Source organism: Komagataeibacter medellinensis NBRC 3288, from assembly GCF_000182745.2.
Classification (GTDB): domain Bacteria; phylum Pseudomonadota; class Alphaproteobacteria; order Acetobacterales; family Acetobacteraceae; genus Komagataeibacter; species Komagataeibacter medellinensis.
Window position 1 is genome coordinate 785539 of record NC_016027.1, and the last position, 15540, is coordinate 801078.

The window sequence follows — 15540 nt, forward strand, 5'->3', positions numbered from 1 at the left end:
CACCTTATCATGACCGCCCGTTTCGTCCGGCTGCGCATCGCAGGCTTCAAGAGCTTCGCCGACCCGGTTTCCGTTGATATCCTGCCCGGGCTTACCGGCATTGTCGGTCCCAATGGCTGTGGTAAGTCCAATGTGGTCGAAGCCCTCCGCTGGGTGATGGGGGAGACCAATGCCCGCTCCCTTCGCGGCGGCGAGATGGATGACCTGATCTTTGCCGGCACTACCGCGCGCGCCGCGCGCAACATGGCGGAAGTAACCCTGACGCTGGAGGGCGCGGCCGAAGTCGCCCCCGCCCCCTTTACGGGACAGGACGAACTGCAGGTGTGCCGGCGGGCCGACCGGGGGGCAGGCAGTGGCTACCGCATCAACGGCCGCACCACACGCGGGCGTGACGTGCAGACCCTGTTTGCCGACCTGGCATCGGGCGCGCGCTCATCGGCCATGGTCAGCCAGGGCCGGGTCTCAGCCCTGGTCAATGCCCGGCCCGAGGAACGGCGCACCATACTGGAAGAAGCCGCCGGCATAACCGGCCTGCATGGCCGCCGGCACGAGGCGGAACTGAAACTGCGCGCGACCGAGGCCAATCTGGCCCGTGCCGAAGACCTGCGCCTGCAGCTTGAAGCGCGCCTGGGTGACTTGCAGGAGCAGTCCGAGCAGGCGGGGCGTTATCGCGAACTCTCTCAGGGGTTGCGTGAGGCGGAAACCGCCCTGCTTGCCCTGCTGCATGCCCGCGCCCACCATAACGTGGCCGAGAGCGAAGCTGCGCTGCACACCGCCCGCGCCGACCTGAAAACGGCGGAAGAACTGGCCGAAAACGCAGTTGTTGCCGATTTTGAGATGACCCGGACGCTACCCGCCCTGCGTGAGGCACTCGATACCCGCCGCACCGCACTGGAACGCTTCAAGGTCCGTGCCGAAACCATTGCCGATGAACTGGCCAGCGCCGAGGCCACACTGGCCACGGCACAGGCCCGTCTGGCCGAATGCGAGGGCGTGCAGGAATCCGCCCTTGCCCGGCGCGATGACGCAAGTCGCATGCTGACCCAGCTTGAAGCCGAACGCGCGCAGATGGAAGAACGGCTGGCCGCCCTGCCCGCCCTGCAAGATACCATGCAGGCAGAACGCACCACGCTGGCGCACAACGTGTCCGACCTGGCCGTACGCGTGGAGCAGGCTACCACCACATTGCGTGAAGCCCAGCTCCAGACCACGCAGGCCCGCGCGGTGCTGGAAACCGCCACCGCCGCCCATACCGGCCTTGCTGCCCGGCATGCCGAACTGGCCGCCGAAATCGCGGCCCTTGAAGCCGACATGCCGACCGAAGCCGCGATTACACAGAGCGATGCCCGCATTGCCGAGGCCCAGGTCGCCGCCACCACGGCACTGCATGCGCGCGAGGACGTTACCCGCGCCCATTCCGATGCCGTGCTGCAGGCCGGTCTGGCCCGCAATGCCGCCACCGAAAGTGCGCGCGTGCATGCACAGGCCACGCAGGATGCCAATGCTGTCAAGACCCGGCTGGATGCGCTGGAACGCGACGTGACGGGTCTTGCTACACGGGTGGAGCAGGCCCGCGCCGCCCTTGTGCCCGAGGCCGAACGTACCCGGCTGGAAACAGTGCTGCACGAGGCGGATGCCACCCTGGCCACAATCCGCACGGATCTGGGTGGGGCGGAAGAAGCCCGCGCACAGGCCACGCAGGCCGAAATACTGGCCAATGCCCGGCTGAAGGAAGCTCATGCCACCCGGCAGGCCGCAACAGAAGCCCTGCGCGCGGCACAGGCGGCGCATGACCGTACCGCCAGCGAGGCCGAGACCCTTGCCACCGGCATGCAAACGCTACGCGGGCAGGCCGTGCCCGATTCCGCGCTCCATGCCCTGACAGCCCGACGCACGGAAGCCGAGCAGGCGCTGCAAGCCGCACACACCCGCATGGACACCGCAGAATCCGCCCTGCTGGCCGCAACCCGCGCGGATGAAGCCCAGACCGCCCGACTGGCACAGATCCGCGCCACCCTGTCCGGCCTTGAGGCAGAAGCCGATGGCCTGGCCCGCGCTCTGCACAGCGATACGGAGCAGACCGCCACCAGCGGCGTCACGCTGGCGGAAAGCCTGCATGTGCCCGCCGGGCTTGAAACCGCGCTGGCCGTGGTGCTGGCCGACGGGCTGGATGCTGCGGTAAAAGGCGATGCCCCGCGCCAGTGGCATGACCTGCCGCCCGCATCCCCTGCCCCGTTCCCGGCCACGGGCATCTGCCCGCTCTCCACCCTGATGGAAGCCCCGCCTGCCCTGTCACGTGCACTGGGCGCTGCGGGCCTTCTGCCCGAAGGCATGGCGGGCGATAGCCTTCAGGCGGGCCTTGCGCCGGGGCAGTGCCTTGTCACGCGCGAAGGCGCGCTGTGGCGGTGGGATGGCTACGTGCAGGCTCCCAACCTGCCGGGACGGGCCGCCCTGCGGCTGAAGCAGTTAGGCCGCCTGCGCGAATTGCGGGCGGAACTGAAACAGGTCCGCACCGAGATCCCGGCACTGGAGGAAGCCGCACAGGCGGCAACCACAACCCGCCAGCACGCCGCCAGCATGCTGGACACCGCGCGCGAAGCCCGCAGCAGCGCCGAGAATGCCCTGCAGACCGCCCGTACGGAAGAAGCCGAACTATCCCGCCAGCATGCCACCATTGCCGCACAGCTTCATACCCTGTCCGTGCAGCACGAAACAGCACAGGCAGCGCGGACCGAGGCCGAAGCCGCTTTGGCGCGTGCCCGCGCGCAGGAAGCTGCCCTGCCCGATGCCGCGGTCCTGGAACAGGCCCGGCAGGCGGCAGCGCAGCAGGCCACGCGCGCCATGGATGAGGAAAAGCGCCTGCGCACGGCGCGCCAGCAGGCTGAAACAACTGTAGAACGTGCCCGCCAGACAGTGCAGGCCACCCAGACCAGCCATAACGAGGCCGAAACCCGTCTGCACGCCATGATGCCCGAACTGGAGCGGCTGCGGACTGACCGCGAGGCACTGGTTACGGAACTGGCTACAAGGCAGGCGCATCTGGCCAGCCTGCCCGCCCCCGCCATGGCGCAGGATGCCGCCACGCAGGCCGCCAGCACCGCAACGGCAGCGGAACAGGCCCTGAAACAGGCGCGGGAAGCGGTTGCAACCACCACGGCTGGACTGGAACACGAGCGCGCCACCCGTACAGCCCTTGAGCAGAAAATGCGCGAGACTGGCAGCCAGCTTGAAGCCCGCCGCGCCCGCATGGCCGACCTTGCGCAGGCGCTGGAGCAGGCCATGGTGGACGAAGAGGCAGCCCGGTCTCATCTGGCGGCACTGCCCGACATCACGGAACTGGAACGCGCCCTTGGCGTCCTGCGCGCACAGGCGGCAGAAACCCGGGTGCGCGAAGAGGAACTGCGTGAAGCCCTGAGCGCGCTCCATGCGGAAGAGACGGCCCTGCGCCAGCGTTTTGAAGCATCAGGCCAGGACATGACCCAGTGGGCCGCCCGCGTGGAAGCTGCCGGGCTGGAGGCCGAAGCCGCACAGGCGCGGCTGGACAATGCACGGGCCGAACATGACCGCGCGGCCCCCCTACCCGTGGCTGTGCGCACGCGACGCGATGCCATCGCCACCGAACTGGAAGATCATGCCGAACGCCACGATGCGGCAGCACAGGCCCTGCAGCAGGCACAGGCCCGCGTGGCCGAACTGCAGCAGACGCGTGGCGTGGCGCAGGATACCCTAACGGCGGCGCGCGAAGCGCTACTGCGTGCCGAAGGTCGGCGTGAGCAGGCCCAGGTCCTGATGGCCCAACTGATGGCGGAATCTGAACCACCACCGGGTATTGTGCCAACCGACCTGAGCGTAGGGGCGGAAACGAGCCTGCGCCGCAAGGTCGGCCGCCTTGAACGCCAACGCGAGGAACTTGGCCCGGTCAACCTGCGCGCGGAGATCGAGGCACAGGACGCTTCGGGCAAGATCGACACCATCCTGCACGAACGCGATGAACTGCAATCCGCCATTGCCCGTCTGCGCGGCATGATCGGGCAGCTCAACCGCGAGGGGCGCGAGCGGCTCATGGCCGTGTTCTCACGCATTGACCAGCATTTTCAGGCGCTGTTCGCGCGCATGTTCAATGGCGGCCGCGCGCATCTGGGCATGGTGGGCAATGATGACCCGCTACAGGCCGGGCTTGAAATCTATGCCCAGCCGCCGGGCAAGAAGCTGGCTACGCTGTCGCTGCTTTCCGGCGGGGAACAGGCCCTGACGGCGCTTTCGCTCATCTTCGCCGTGTTCCGCTGCAACCCCGCCCCTGTATGCGTGCTGGACGAAGTGGACGCCCCGCTGGATGACGCCAATGTGGGCCGCTTCTGCTCGCTGCTGGGCGATATGGTGGCTGAAGCAGGCACGCGCTTTCTGGTGGTAACGCACCATCAGTTGACCATGGCGCACATGGACCGGCTATATGGCGTGACCATGCAGGAACGTGGCGTAAGCCGGGTACTGTCGGTGGATCTGGAACGCGCCACCGAGATGGTGGACAGCGAACCCGCCCGCTGAAATAGCAATAAGAAACAGACGTTTCCGGGCGCCGCCTTTTTTAAAAAAGCTTCACCAAAAACTTCTTTATGTATCAGGCCTGCGGATACACAAGCTCCGCAGGCCTTTTGGGCAAGGAAATCCCTGCCCTTACGGCATCATGCTACCGGTCTCGACGAAGCGCTGATGCCACGACAGCGCTTCAGTCAGCAGATGCGGCGACTGCTGGCCGAACGAACCCGCACGGGCACGCTTGTAGTAATCCTGCAGCATGGGGCGATAGTCGGGGTGGGCGCAGTTGGCAATGATCACTTCCGCGCGCTGCTTGGGTGAGAGGCCACGCAGGTCAGCCAGGCCCTGCTCGGTCACCAGCACCTGCGAGTCCTGCGTGATGTGATCGACATGCGACGCCATGGGCACGATGGCGGAAATTTTGCCACCCTTGGCGGTGGATGGCGTCATGAACACGGAAATATAGGCATTACGCGCGAAATCTCCCGAACCGCCAATCCCGTTCTGGATTTTCGAGCCCATGATCTGGGTGGAGTTAACATTGCCGTAGATATCCGATTCGATCAGGCCATTCATGGCGATACAGCCAAGGCGGCGGATCAGGCCGGGATGGTTGCTGATGTCCTGCGGGCGCAGGATGATCTTCTTCTGGAACTCCCGCATGCGGGCATTGAGCGATTCCGCGGCTTCGGGGCTGAGGGAGAAAGCGGTGGCCGATGCAACCCGCATCTTGCCCGTTTCCAGCATGCCCAGCATGCCATCCTGAATGACTTCGGTGTAGGCGGTCAGGTCGTTGAACGGCCCCTCCTCCAGCCCACCCATCACGGCATTGGCCACGTTGCCCACACCGGACTGCAGCGGCAGCAGCGAGGGCGGCAGGCGGCCCATCTTCACTTCATGGCGGAAGAATTCCATCAGGTGGCCTGCAATACCGCGCGCGGTCTCGTCCGGCGGGGAGAACGGGGCGTTACGGTCGGGCGCGTTGGTTTCGACAATCGCCACGATCTTGGCCGGGTCCACCTTCAACGAGGTGCCGCCAATACGGTCATCGGGACGTAGTAGCGGGATGGGCTGGCGGTGCGGGGGAAGTGCCGCGCCGTACCAGATGTCGTGCATGCCCTCGAGTGCCGCGTCCTGCCAGCTATTGACCTCGATGATCACCTGTTTGGCGGTATCGAGCCATGTCTTGGAATTGCCGACGGAAGACGACGGGACAATGCTGCCGTCCTCGCGGATGGCGGTGGCCTCGATGATGGCGGTGTCGATCTCACCAAAGAAGCCAGCCCATGCCATGGGGGCCACGTGGCTGAGATGCATGTCCAGGTATTCCGTCTCGCCCTTGTTGATGCGCGCGCGCAGGCCAGGGTCGGAATTGTAGGGCATGCGGAAAGAGATGCCGTTGACCTTGGCCAGCGCGCCATCAAGTTCCGGCCCGGTGGAAGCGCCGGTCAGCAGCCGGATGCGGTACTCGTTGCCCTTGGCGTGCTCGCGCTCCATCAGTTCCGCCAGCGCCTGCGGCACCGCCTTGGGGTAGCCTGCGCCCGTAAAGCCGCTGGTGCCGACCGTGCTGCCGGGGCGGACAAGGGCGGCCGCCTGCTCGGCGGTGGTAATCTTGGCCCGGAGCGCCGCATTCCGGATTCGGGTGTGGTCGATCATGAACTTTCCCTCAAAATTCTTATCGTTATGTCCAGCCAGCGTAACCTGCGCCGGATATGTCGTATGCCTTAGCTGCGGTAGACTGGGCGGGGCGCGTCTCCCCTTATCATAATCCGGGCCTGCCCGCCCTGCCGGTGCCCCGGCGCCGGATGTGGGTATTCCCATTGCACCCGCGACCGTGACCCTGCGTTCCACTGTGGCATGACGCCATCATCTGTTCTCCCTCCCGCAGTTTACGTCACAACAAAAGAGTGTGACCCGCGGGTCTGACTCCACACTGGTGCTTTCACGTTTGCTCCATCACACCCTGGTCATGTGAATGGGGTATTTTAGGTATGTATTTTTGGCAACATGCGTGCCGCAGGGGTACGATGTCGTTACCCGGATGCAACCGTTTTGTGCCATCAGGGCTACATTCTTGCCTATACCCCCTAGTGCATGACAGCCAATGTCGTGAATAATAGGAAACCAGACCCAGCCAGGGGGCAACGGCACACACGGCACGGCCAGCAGGAACAGGAGAGAATTTTCGCTTGAGACGTCGATTTTCCCTCCCCCGCCCCGTCATGGCACAGGCCGGGCTGGCCGCCGCTGATAGCGAGCACACACAACGCGCGCCCACGGCCCCCGCGCACCCGCTGGCGGGCCTGCTGGCGGGCAGGAAGCTGCGCGTTGTGGGAGACGTGCATGGCGACCTGCATGCCTTCCGCCACGCGGCCGCCACGGACCGTTTTGTCATACAGTTGGGCGACCTGATCGATTACGGACCGGACAGCGCAGGCACCTTCCGGCTGATGCAGCAGTTGATGGACGAACGGCGCGGCCTGTTCATACTGGGCAACCATGACCGCAAGCTGGCCCGCGCCCTGCAGGGCCGCAAAATGCGTCGTGATCCGCCACTTATGGAAACACTGGCCCAGTTCATGGCCGAGGAAAATGCCGACGTGCACCAGCGCGCGCTGGCCGACCTGGCGCAGGCCCCGCCATGGGTCGTGATCGGGCAGTCGGTTTTCGTGCACGGGGGCTTTCATATCCGCATGCTGGGCGAAGCGCCACCGCCGGGGCTGGGCACGGTCACGCCGCTGCTGTCGCGCGCCCTGTTTGGCGAGACCACGGGGCGGATGCAGAAGGATGGCTACCCCGAACGCAGGCTGAACTGGGTAGACCACATCCCCGCGGGCTACACGGTTTATTGCGGGCATGACCGCCGCTCCACCGACGGGCGGCCATGGGTCCGCCACGGGCGCATGGGCGGGCGGGCCATCTTTACCGATACGGGTGCGGGCAAGGGCGGGCATCTGGCATGGATCGACCTGCCGCCGCTCCTGTAACCCCCAGCCCCCTTCCCCCGATTTTACAAAGGAAAGCCGACTTAGATGAACAGCACCCAGGCCAAGCATGAAGCAGCGCAGCACAAACTTGAAGACCTGCGCCGCAGCATCGACAATATCGATGCGGCCCTGATCTACATGCTGGCCGAGCGCTTCCGCCACACCCAGGCGGTGGGTCGGCTCAAGGCCGCCAATGACATGCCCCCCGCCGACCCCGCGCGTGAGGCGCGACAGGTCGCCCGCCTGCGTGAGCTTGCCACCGCCGCCCGGCTCGACCCGGACTTTGCGGAAAAATTCCTCGCCTTCATCATCCGCGAAGTCATCCGCCACCATGAGGCCATTGCAGCAGGCACAGAGGCCTGAACGCCCCCATGACCGGCGCAGCACCCTCCGCCCCACCTGCCCGCCAGCTGCTCCTGATGCGCCATGCCCATGCAGCCCCCGCCCCCTTTGGCGAAATGGGACAGGATGCAGACATGCGCCGCCCCCTTACCCCCCAGGGCCGGACCATGGCGGCCCGCAATGGCGATATACTGCGCCAGCGTCGTTTCGCCCCCGAACTGGTGCTGGTCAGCCCCGCGCTACGCACGGTGCAGACCCTTGAGGCGCTCGGATCATTTTATGGAGATCGGCAACCTGCTATCCGACATGTGAACACGTTGTACGAGGCCACCCCTGCAACCATTCGGGGCCTGCTTTATGAAACCCCAGAAAAGTGCAGCAATATCATGATATTAGGGCACAATCCGGGGTTATCCGCACTGGTCTGGCACTGGGCATGCGGGCGATGTGGCCCAGAACATGAGAACATGCTGCAACACGGCTTCCCACCCGCCGCCATGGCCTGGTTTAGTGCCGACAAAGCATGGAATACCGCCACGGACAGCGAAATCCACCTGCAGGATCTGTCTTGCCGATAATGTCATTGCCCAAGACAGGCTGGGTGGATTGCCATGGAACCGGTTTCGTTCCTATCGTCTGTGCCGAGACCCGAAGCGCGCCAGGCCATGAAGGCCGCCGGGTAAAAAATTTGGGCATACTGACAAACTGCCGCACGAACGGCAGATGGCCCGGAGGTTGGAGACATGTGCCACCCGCGTGTCAATGTGCACGCCGCGGTGGTACCCAAGAGGAGTGTTGTAGATGAGCGAGTCCGAAAAAACCGCCACAATCTCGCTAAATGGCAAGGATGTTGCCCTGCCCGTGCTGTCCGGCACGCTTGGCCCGGATGTGATCGATATCCGCAAGCTGCCCGCACAGGCCGGGGTATTCACCTATGATCCGGGTTATGGCGAAACGGCTTCATGCTCCAGCAAGATCACCTTCATTGATGGTGAAAAGGGCATCCTGCTGCATCGCGGCTACCCCATTGCCCAGTTGGCCGAGCAGGCAACCTTCATGGAAGTGGCGTACCTGCTGCTGAATGGGGAACTGCCAGCAAAGGCGGAATACGACACGTTCGTACATTCCATCAAGCATCACACCCTGCTGCACGAGCAGATCCGCAACTTCTTCAACGGCTTCCGCCGCGATGCCCACCCCATGGCCATCCTGTGCGGCACGGTGGGCGCGCTGTCCTCCTTCTACCATGAAGGGCTGGATGTCTCGAACGCGGCAACCCGCTACCAGTCGGCGCTGCGCATCATCGCCAAGATCCCGACCATTGCCGCATGGGCCTATAAATACACCCAGGGCGAGACCTTCGTGTATCCGCGCAATGACCTGTCTTACGCGGAAAACTTCCTGTCCATGATGTTCGCGGTGCCCAGCGAGCCTTACAAGGTCAACCCGGTGCTGGCACGCGCCATGGACCGCATCCTGATCCTGCATGCCGACCATGAGCAGAACGCCTCCACCTCCACCGTACGGCTGGCCGGTTCCACCGGTGCCAATCCGTTCGCATGTATTTCCGCAGGCATCGCGGCCCTGTGGGGCCCCGCCCATGGTGGCGCCAACGAGGCCGTGCTGAAGATGCTGGCCGAGATCGGACACAAGGACAACATTCCTGAATTCATCGCCAAGGTGAAGGACAAGAACAGCGGCGTGCGCCTGATGGGCTTTGGCCACCGGGTGTACAAGAACTTTGACCCGCGTGCCAAGATCATGCAGGCCACCTGCCATGAGGTGCTGAGCGAACTGGGGATCAAGGACGATCCGCTGCTTGACCTTGCGATCGAACTGGAAAAGATCGCCATCCACGACGAATATTTCGTCAAGCGCAGCCTGTACCCGAATGTCGATTTCTATTCGGGCATCATACTCAAGGCCATGGGCATTCCCACCAGCATGTTCACCGTGCTGTTTGCCGTAGCCCGCACCACCGGCTGGATCAGCCAGTGGAAAGAAATGATCGAAGAGCCGGGCCAGCGCATCGGTCGCCCCCGCCAGCTGTATACCGGCGCGCCGGAACGCGACTTCACACCGTTTGACAAGCGGGGCTGACTGCCATGCCCACCCGGCAGCCCCGTGCCACCGGGTAGGGTCATCCATTAGGTACGCACAAAAGGGGCAGGCCGCCTATGCAGCCTGCCCCTTTCATATTCAGGACCATGCTTCAGGTAGTTACCTGAACCCGGCGTAAGGCACCCCGCGATGACGCAACCCTCCGGCAGGGATTCTTAACGTCAGTCCCTAAAATCCGGTTTGTTGGGTCAATCACACTCGCAGCCATTCGTGGGACCGGGGCGCTTCTGGATCACGTGATGGTCGATCCATTCCGATACCAGACGCCGTGCCTCGTTGAGCGAGGATTCGGGATGATGGATCCGGTACAGCGTGGTACAGGCATGAAACGCCGATACATCGCTGGTTCCGACGCCACGCAGTTCCTGATAGGCGGTGATGACGGCACGCTCGCACTTGCGAGAGATGCGACTGTTTTCAACAGACACGATGCGATGATCCATTAATGAGAATGATTATCAGTATTGGGATATTAGATTGAATACCCCTCGGGGGCAAGGGACGTATGGCGTCACACTCCGCTGATCAGGTCACGTTATATTTCCAACACCGGCTTTTTTTGGCAATCGGGGCAGCATTCCGCGCTGACCGATGGATTTTCGCCTCTGTTGCGGTTAATCGTTTGTATGTCATTCACGACAGACGACATATTTCGCCGGAGACAGGGTATGCACGACGCCACGGGGAACGGGGCCGGACTTTCAACAGGGTCAACCGCATGGGACCGCGATGCCGCACTGATGACGGCGCGCCTGCTGCTGGAAATCAAGGCCGTCAACTTCCGCCCCGATGATCCCTACACCCTGACCTCGGGCTGGAAATCCCCGGTCTACATCGATTGCCGCCGCATCATCTTCTTCCCTCGCGCGCGGCAGAAGATCATGGAACTGGCGGTGGAAAAGATCGGCCGCCACGTCGGCTATGAAAGCATTGACGCCGTTGTGGGCGGCGAGACCGCAGGCATTCCGTTTGCCGCCTGGATTGCCGATCGCATGATGGCGCCCATGGCCTATGTGCGCAAGAAGCCCAAGGGCTTTGGCCGCAATGCCCAGATCGAGGGCGATGTACCCGAAGGCATGCGCACCCTGCTGGTGGAGGACCTGACCACCGATGGTTCATCCAAGGTGCAGTTCGCCAACGCGCTGCGCAATGCGGGTGCGATCGTGGACCATACCTTTGTCGTGTTCTTCTACGGCGTGTTCCCCGGTGCTTACCGCACGCTGGCGGACATGAACATCAGCCTGCATGCGCTGTGTACCTGGTGGGATGTGCTTGAAGCCTGCGCGGGCAAGCCCTACTTCGCAGAAAAGGATGCTGCCGAAGTCCGCCGATTCCTTGAAGACCCCTGTGCCTGGTCAGCCCGGCATGGCGGCGTGGGCAGCGCAGAGGAAGCCCTGGCCCTCAAGGCCAAGCGTGATGCCGGCAGCTGACCGGCAGGCCGGTTGATGGCGCGTATCCTCGTCTTTGATTCCGGCATTGGCGGGCTGGGGGTTGTTGCCCAGCTCCGCCTCCTGCTGCCGGGCGTGCCGATCGACTATCTGGCGGATACCGCCATCTTTCCCTATGGCGAGCAGCCTGACAGCACACTTCGGCAGCGGATTGTCAGCCTGCTGGGCCAGGCGATTGCCCGCCTGTGTCCCAGTGTTGTGGTGATTGCGTGCAATACCGCCAGCACCCTTGCGCTGGATAGCTTGCGCGCGACCTACGACGTGCCCTTTGTCGGCTGCGTGCCGCCCATCAAATGGGCGGCGGACCGGACCCGTACCGGCACCATCGGGCTGCTGGCCACACGCGCTACGGTACGGAGGCCCTACCTGCAGGAACTGCACATCCGCTTTGCCCCACACTGCACCCTGCTCGCCCATGGTGCGCGGGGGCTTGCGGATATGGCGGAGCGTGCCTTCCGTGGCGAACCCCCTGACCGCACGCAGCTTGCCATCGAACTTGCCGGGCTATTCGGTCAACCCGGCGGTGCGGCGATTGATGTGGTGGGGATTGGCTGCACGCACTACACCTTCCTGCTTGAGGCCCTGCGCGAAAGCGGGCCGGTCGGTGTAGCATGGCTGGACCCAGCCTCCGCTGTGGCAAGACAGACCGCACGGGTACTGGCGCAAACGCCCGCCATATCACGTGCTCCAGGGGCAGAACGGGTCTGTTTTACCGCATTGCCGCCCGACTTCCCTGCCCTGCTGCCCGGCTTGGGCAGATTGGGCTATGGAGCGGATGCCATATCTCTGTTCGCAGCAGGGGTAAACCTTGCCGCACACCCTATAGAAAACTGAAAGAATTTTTTGGTGAAGCTTTTTTCAAAAAGCTTCAAAAGAACACCGCCTTTTAGAAAAAAGGCGGTGCCCAAAAAAACTTTCATTCCCCGATCAATGCCGGGGCAGACGGATAACGCCAGCCTCCGCGCCTAGCGCAGGCGGCTGACGGTGTAGCTTGCCGTATCCTGCAACAGCTGGCGCAGATGGCTTGGCGGGAAGATGGACAGGGCATCCCGTGCGGCATCAGCATATTCGGTGGCCCGATCCAGGGTAATGTGGATGGCATCCGTGCGGGCAATCAGTTGCAGGGCATGGTCCAGATCCTCGGGCTGCTGCTCGCTGCGCTCGATCACACGCTGCCAGAATGCCCGGTCCTCCTCGCTGCCAGCTGCGTAGGCTGCCAGTACCGGCAGGGTGATCTTGCCTTCACGGAAGTCATCGCCCACCGTCTTGCCCAGATGGGCCTGGTCGGCAGCGTAATCCAGCGCGTCATCCACCAGTTGGAAGGCCATGCCAAGATTGGTGCCGTAGGATTCGAGCGCGCGCTCCACCGTCTCGTCACGTTCGGCCACGACAGCGCCCACACGGCAGGCCGCAGCAAAAAGTGCCGCAGTTTTGCCATGAATCACTTCCAAATACTGATCAATGCGCGTGGAAAGGTCATTCTGCGTGGACATCTGCAGCACTTCCCCTTCCGCAATGGTAGCGGAAGCGGATGAGAGGATATTCATGACCTTGAGCGAGCCATCATCCGTCATGAGCTGGAACGAGCGCGCGAACAGGAAGTCCCCTACCAGCACCGATGCCTTGTTGCCGAACACCGCGTTGGCGCTGGCCATGCCCCGGCGCAGGGAACTTTCATCCACCACGTCATCATGCAGCAGGGTGGCGGTGTGAATGAACTCCACGCACGCAGCCAGGCCAACGTGGCGCTGATGCGTGGCATCAGGCCTGTAGCCGCACAGCCGGGCGGATGCCAGGGTCAGCAGCGGGCGCAGCCGCTTGCCGCCGGCTGCCACCAGATGGGCCGCAAGCTGGGGAATAAGCGCTACCGGGCTGTCCATCCGCTCGACAATGGCGCGATTGCACGCTGCCATGTCATCTGCGAGATATTCCGCCAGGTCGCGCAGGGCAACCTCTGATCCATCTGCCATCGGGCGGCTGGCCCCTTTGTCTTTCTGACTTGCCGTTTGGTCGGATTCCGGCAGACTAACTGCTAGGGCCAAAAGGTTACTCTCCCGGTTCCGAATGTATCAACATGGATACGAGTATATGGGCGGCGCTGGAATAACGGTCAAGCCGGAGCACGCAGGCAGGGGGTGCGCTGTAGTAGATGGTCTGCCCCTCCCACCAGCGGGTATCGACCCGGTCACAACCGGCACTTTGCTGGGCGGAAAGGTGCTCTATCGCCAGTTTCCGACCGGAAACCGGACCGGATTGGAACCGGTTCTGATGGCTGCTTTTGTGCCCGCGCGCCCCGGACAGGTGGTGGTGGAAGCCGGTTGCGGAGCTGGTGCAGGACTGCTTTGCCTTGCGAATCGGGTGCATCACCTGACCGGAATCGGGCTGGAGCAGGACAGCGCCACCGCCTGCCTTGCCGCCCATAACTTCAGCCTCAATGCCCGTGACTGCCTGCGTGTGCGCACCACTACCCTGCCCGCCCTGCCCGATGACCCGCTGCTGAGTGGTCCCGGCCTGCGCCGCATCGACCACGCCTTCGCCAACCCGCCATGGCATGGACATGATTCCTCGGCCTCGGGCCATATGCAGCGCGATCTGGCCCGTCGCCTGCCCGAAAGCGGGCTGGCGGGCTGGGTGCGCGTGCTGACGGCCCAGTTGCGCCACCATGGCACGCTGACGCTGGCCCTGCCCGCCAGCCTGCTGGCGGGAGGTGTAAGTGCGATGGAGACGGCACGACTGGGGGGGATCAGGGTCTTTCCATTCTGGCCCCATGCGGGTCAGGCCGCGCGCATCGTGCTGGTGCAGGGGCGCGCGAATACCCGCGCGGGCAGCGAGATGCTACCCGGCCTGGTCCTGCATGAAGCCGATGGCCGCTTTACCCCGGCAGCCCGTGCGGTGCTGGAGGATGGCGCAGCCCTGCCCGCCTGAAAAAAAGCAGAAAAAGTTTTTGGTGAAACTTTTTGCAAAAAGTTTCAGGGAATGCCGCCTTTTGAAAAAAGGCGGCACCCAAAAACTTTCATTCCCTCAGCGTTCAGTCTCCAAAGGCTTCATCCCATGTACCCGTGGTGGACGCGCGGCTGTATTCGGTTGCCCGGTTTTCAAAGAAATTGGCGTGCTCGACCGCGTTGACCATCTCGTCCACCCAAGGCAGCGGGTTGGTGGCGATGTCGTATATCCCATCCAGGCCCAACTGGCCCAGGCGGCGGTTGGCCACGAAGCGGATGTAGCGCTTGACCTGTTCGGCATCCAGCCCTTCCACGGCACCCATCTCGAAAGACAGGTCGATGAACGCGTCCTCGTGCTCGACAATGTCGCGGCAGATCTGACGGATGTCATCGCGCAGGGTATCGGTCCAGATTTCCGGGTTTTCCTGCACGAACACGCGGAACAGCCGGGCCATCGAATCACAGTGCAGCGATTCGTCACGCACCGACCACGACACGATCTGCCCCATGCCCTTGAGCTTGTTGTGGCGAGGGAAGTTCAGCAGGATGGCGAAGGATGCAAACAACTGCAGCCCTTCGGTAAACGCGCCAAAGGCTGCCAGCGTGCGGGCGATCTGGTAGTTATCACTGACCGAGAACTGCTGCATGTAGTCATATTTATCCTTCATTTCCTTATATTTAAGGAAAGCAGAATACTCGGTCTCTGGCATGCCGATGGTATCGAGCAGATGACTGTAAGCGGCGATATGGATGGTCTCGATGTTGGAAAACGCTGAGAGCATCATCAGCACTTCAGTCGGTTTGAACACCTGACTGTAGTGCTTCATGTAGCAGTTGTTCACTTCCACATCCGACTGGGTGAAGAAGCGGAAGATCTGGGTCACCAGATGCCGTTCGCTTTCGGTAAGCGTGCGGTGCCAGTCCTTTACGTCATCGGCCAGCGGCACTTCCTCGGGCAGCCAGTGTACGCGCTGCTGGGTCAGCCATGCATCATAGGCCCACGGGTAGCGGAACGGCTTGTAGACGGGGTTGGCCGTCAGCAGGCTCTGTTCCACGTGGGCCTCTGCGGCGGGGGCTGTATCGGTCATGGCCGTGCTGTCCTGTACAGAAATGACGCCGCCGGGCGTGAACCCGGCAGCGGGGGCATAATCGGAACCTATCGCG

The 15540-nt window shown here is 63.2% G+C and carries 12 protein-coding genes; 8 read left to right on the forward strand and 4 right to left on the reverse strand.

Annotated elements, in window-relative coordinates:
* The first annotated feature begins 9 nt into the window (after positions 1-9).
* Positions 10-4545, forward strand: a complete 4536-nt coding sequence (locus GLX_RS03560; protein ID WP_014104662.1) for an AAA family ATPase — start codon at positions 10-12, stop codon at positions 4543-4545.
* Between the two features lie 129 nt (positions 4546-4674).
* Here GLX_RS03560 and GLX_RS03565 read toward each other — a convergent pair whose 3' ends face one another.
* Positions 4675-6192, reverse strand: coding sequence for an acetyl-CoA hydrolase/transferase family protein (locus tag GLX_RS03565; protein ID WP_014104663.1), 1518 nt, complete (start codon positions 6190-6192; stop codon positions 4675-4677).
* Positions 6193-6758: 566 nt separating this feature from the next.
* Here GLX_RS03565 and GLX_RS03570 point away from each other — a divergent pair.
* The 4 genes from GLX_RS03570 to GLX_RS03585 all read left to right on the forward strand — a co-directional run bounded on the left by GLX_RS03570 (position 6759) and on the right by GLX_RS03585 (position 9965).
* Positions 6759-7523 carry a metallophosphoesterase gene (locus tag GLX_RS03570; protein ID WP_014104664.1) on the forward strand — a complete coding sequence of 255 codons (765 nt, stop codon included), beginning with the start codon at positions 6759-6761 and terminating at the stop codon, positions 7521-7523.
* Positions 7524-7568: 45 nt separating this feature from the next.
* Positions 7569-7886 (forward strand): chorismate mutase, encoded by a 318-nt coding sequence (locus GLX_RS03575; protein ID WP_014104665.1) that lies wholly within the window; start codon positions 7569-7571, stop codon positions 7884-7886.
* 8 nt (positions 7887-7894) lie between these two features.
* Positions 7895-8443, forward strand: coding sequence for a SixA phosphatase family protein (locus tag GLX_RS03580; protein WP_014104666.1), 549 nt, complete (start codon positions 7895-7897; stop codon positions 8441-8443).
* 223 nt (positions 8444-8666) lie between these two features.
* On the forward strand, positions 8667-9965 hold the full coding sequence (locus GLX_RS03585) for a citrate synthase (RefSeq protein ID WP_014104667.1): 1299 nt from the start codon (positions 8667-8669) through the stop codon (positions 9963-9965).
* A gap of 209 nt (positions 9966-10174) precedes the next feature.
* On the opposite strand, the gene GLX_RS03590 is transcribed toward GLX_RS03585, so the two are convergent.
* Positions 10175-10429, reverse strand: coding sequence for a hypothetical protein (locus GLX_RS03590; protein ID WP_014104668.1), 255 nt, complete (start codon positions 10427-10429; stop codon positions 10175-10177).
* Positions 10430-10654: 225 nt separating this feature from the next.
* Between GLX_RS03590 and GLX_RS03595 the strand changes: the two genes are divergently transcribed.
* Both GLX_RS03595 and murI read left to right on the forward strand, forming a co-directional pair.
* Positions 10655-11416, forward strand: coding sequence for an orotate phosphoribosyltransferase (locus GLX_RS03595; RefSeq protein WP_041247152.1), 762 nt, complete (start codon positions 10655-10657; stop codon positions 11414-11416).
* A gap of 15 nt (positions 11417-11431) precedes the next feature.
* Positions 11432-12268 (forward strand): glutamate racemase, encoded by an 837-nt coding sequence (gene murI / locus GLX_RS03600; RefSeq protein WP_014104670.1) that lies wholly within the window; start codon positions 11432-11434, stop codon positions 12266-12268.
* Positions 12269-12399: 131 nt separating this feature from the next.
* Here murI and GLX_RS03605 read toward each other — a convergent pair whose 3' ends face one another.
* The gene (locus GLX_RS03605; RefSeq protein ID WP_041247153.1) at positions 12400-13404 is read right to left on the reverse strand and encodes a polyprenyl synthetase family protein; all 1005 of its coding nucleotides are present in this window, start codon (positions 13402-13404) and stop codon (positions 12400-12402) included.
* Positions 13405-13702: 298 nt separating this feature from the next.
* Here GLX_RS03605 and GLX_RS03610 point away from each other — a divergent pair, with 298 nt between their 5' ends.
* Positions 13703-14359, forward strand: a complete 657-nt coding sequence (locus GLX_RS03610; RefSeq protein WP_331396450.1) for a tRNA1(Val) (adenine(37)-N6)-methyltransferase — start codon at positions 13703-13705, stop codon at positions 14357-14359.
* Between the two features lie 103 nt (positions 14360-14462).
* Here the strand turns inward: GLX_RS03610 and GLX_RS03615 are convergent, their stop codons facing one another.
* Entirely contained in the window at positions 14463-15464 is a 1002-nt protein-coding gene (locus GLX_RS03615) for a ribonucleotide-diphosphate reductase subunit beta (RefSeq protein WP_014104673.1), read from the reverse strand.
* Positions 15465-15540 lie beyond the last annotated feature (76 nt).

Excerpts from the sequence above, each read along its gene's own strand:
- GLX_RS03560 (WP_014104662.1), top strand. The coding sequence starts at position 10 with ATGACCGCCCGTTTCGTCCGGCTGCGCATCGCAGGCTTCAAGAGCTTC.
- GLX_RS03565 (WP_014104663.1), bottom strand. The coding sequence starts at position 6,192 with ATGATCGACCACACCCGAATCCGGAATGCGGCGCTCCGGGCCAAGATT.
- GLX_RS03570 (WP_014104664.1), top strand. The coding sequence starts at position 6,759 with ATGGCACAGGCCGGGCTGGCCGCCGCTGATAGCGAGCACACACAACGC.
- GLX_RS03575 (WP_014104665.1), top strand. The coding sequence starts at position 7,569 with ATGAACAGCACCCAGGCCAAGCATGAAGCAGCGCAGCACAAACTTGAA.
- GLX_RS03580 (WP_014104666.1), top strand. The coding sequence starts at position 7,895 with ATGACCGGCGCAGCACCCTCCGCCCCACCTGCCCGCCAGCTGCTCCTG.
- GLX_RS03585 (WP_014104667.1), top strand. The coding sequence starts at position 8,667 with ATGAGCGAGTCCGAAAAAACCGCCACAATCTCGCTAAATGGCAAGGAT.
- GLX_RS03590 (WP_014104668.1), bottom strand. The coding sequence starts at position 10,429 with ATGGATCATCGCATCGTGTCTGTTGAAAACAGTCGCATCTCTCGCAAG.
- GLX_RS03595 (WP_041247152.1), top strand. The coding sequence starts at position 10,655 with ATGCACGACGCCACGGGGAACGGGGCCGGACTTTCAACAGGGTCAACC.
- murI (WP_014104670.1), top strand. The coding sequence starts at position 11,432 with ATGGCGCGTATCCTCGTCTTTGATTCCGGCATTGGCGGGCTGGGGGTT.
- GLX_RS03605 (WP_041247153.1), bottom strand. The coding sequence starts at position 13,404 with ATGGCAGATGGATCAGAGGTTGCCCTGCGCGACCTGGCGGAATATCTC.
- GLX_RS03610 (WP_331396450.1), top strand. The coding sequence starts at position 13,703 with ATGGCTGCTTTTGTGCCCGCGCGCCCCGGACAGGTGGTGGTGGAAGCC.
- GLX_RS03615 (WP_014104673.1), bottom strand. The coding sequence starts at position 15,464 with ATGACCGATACAGCCCCCGCCGCAGAGGCCCACGTGGAACAGAGCCTG.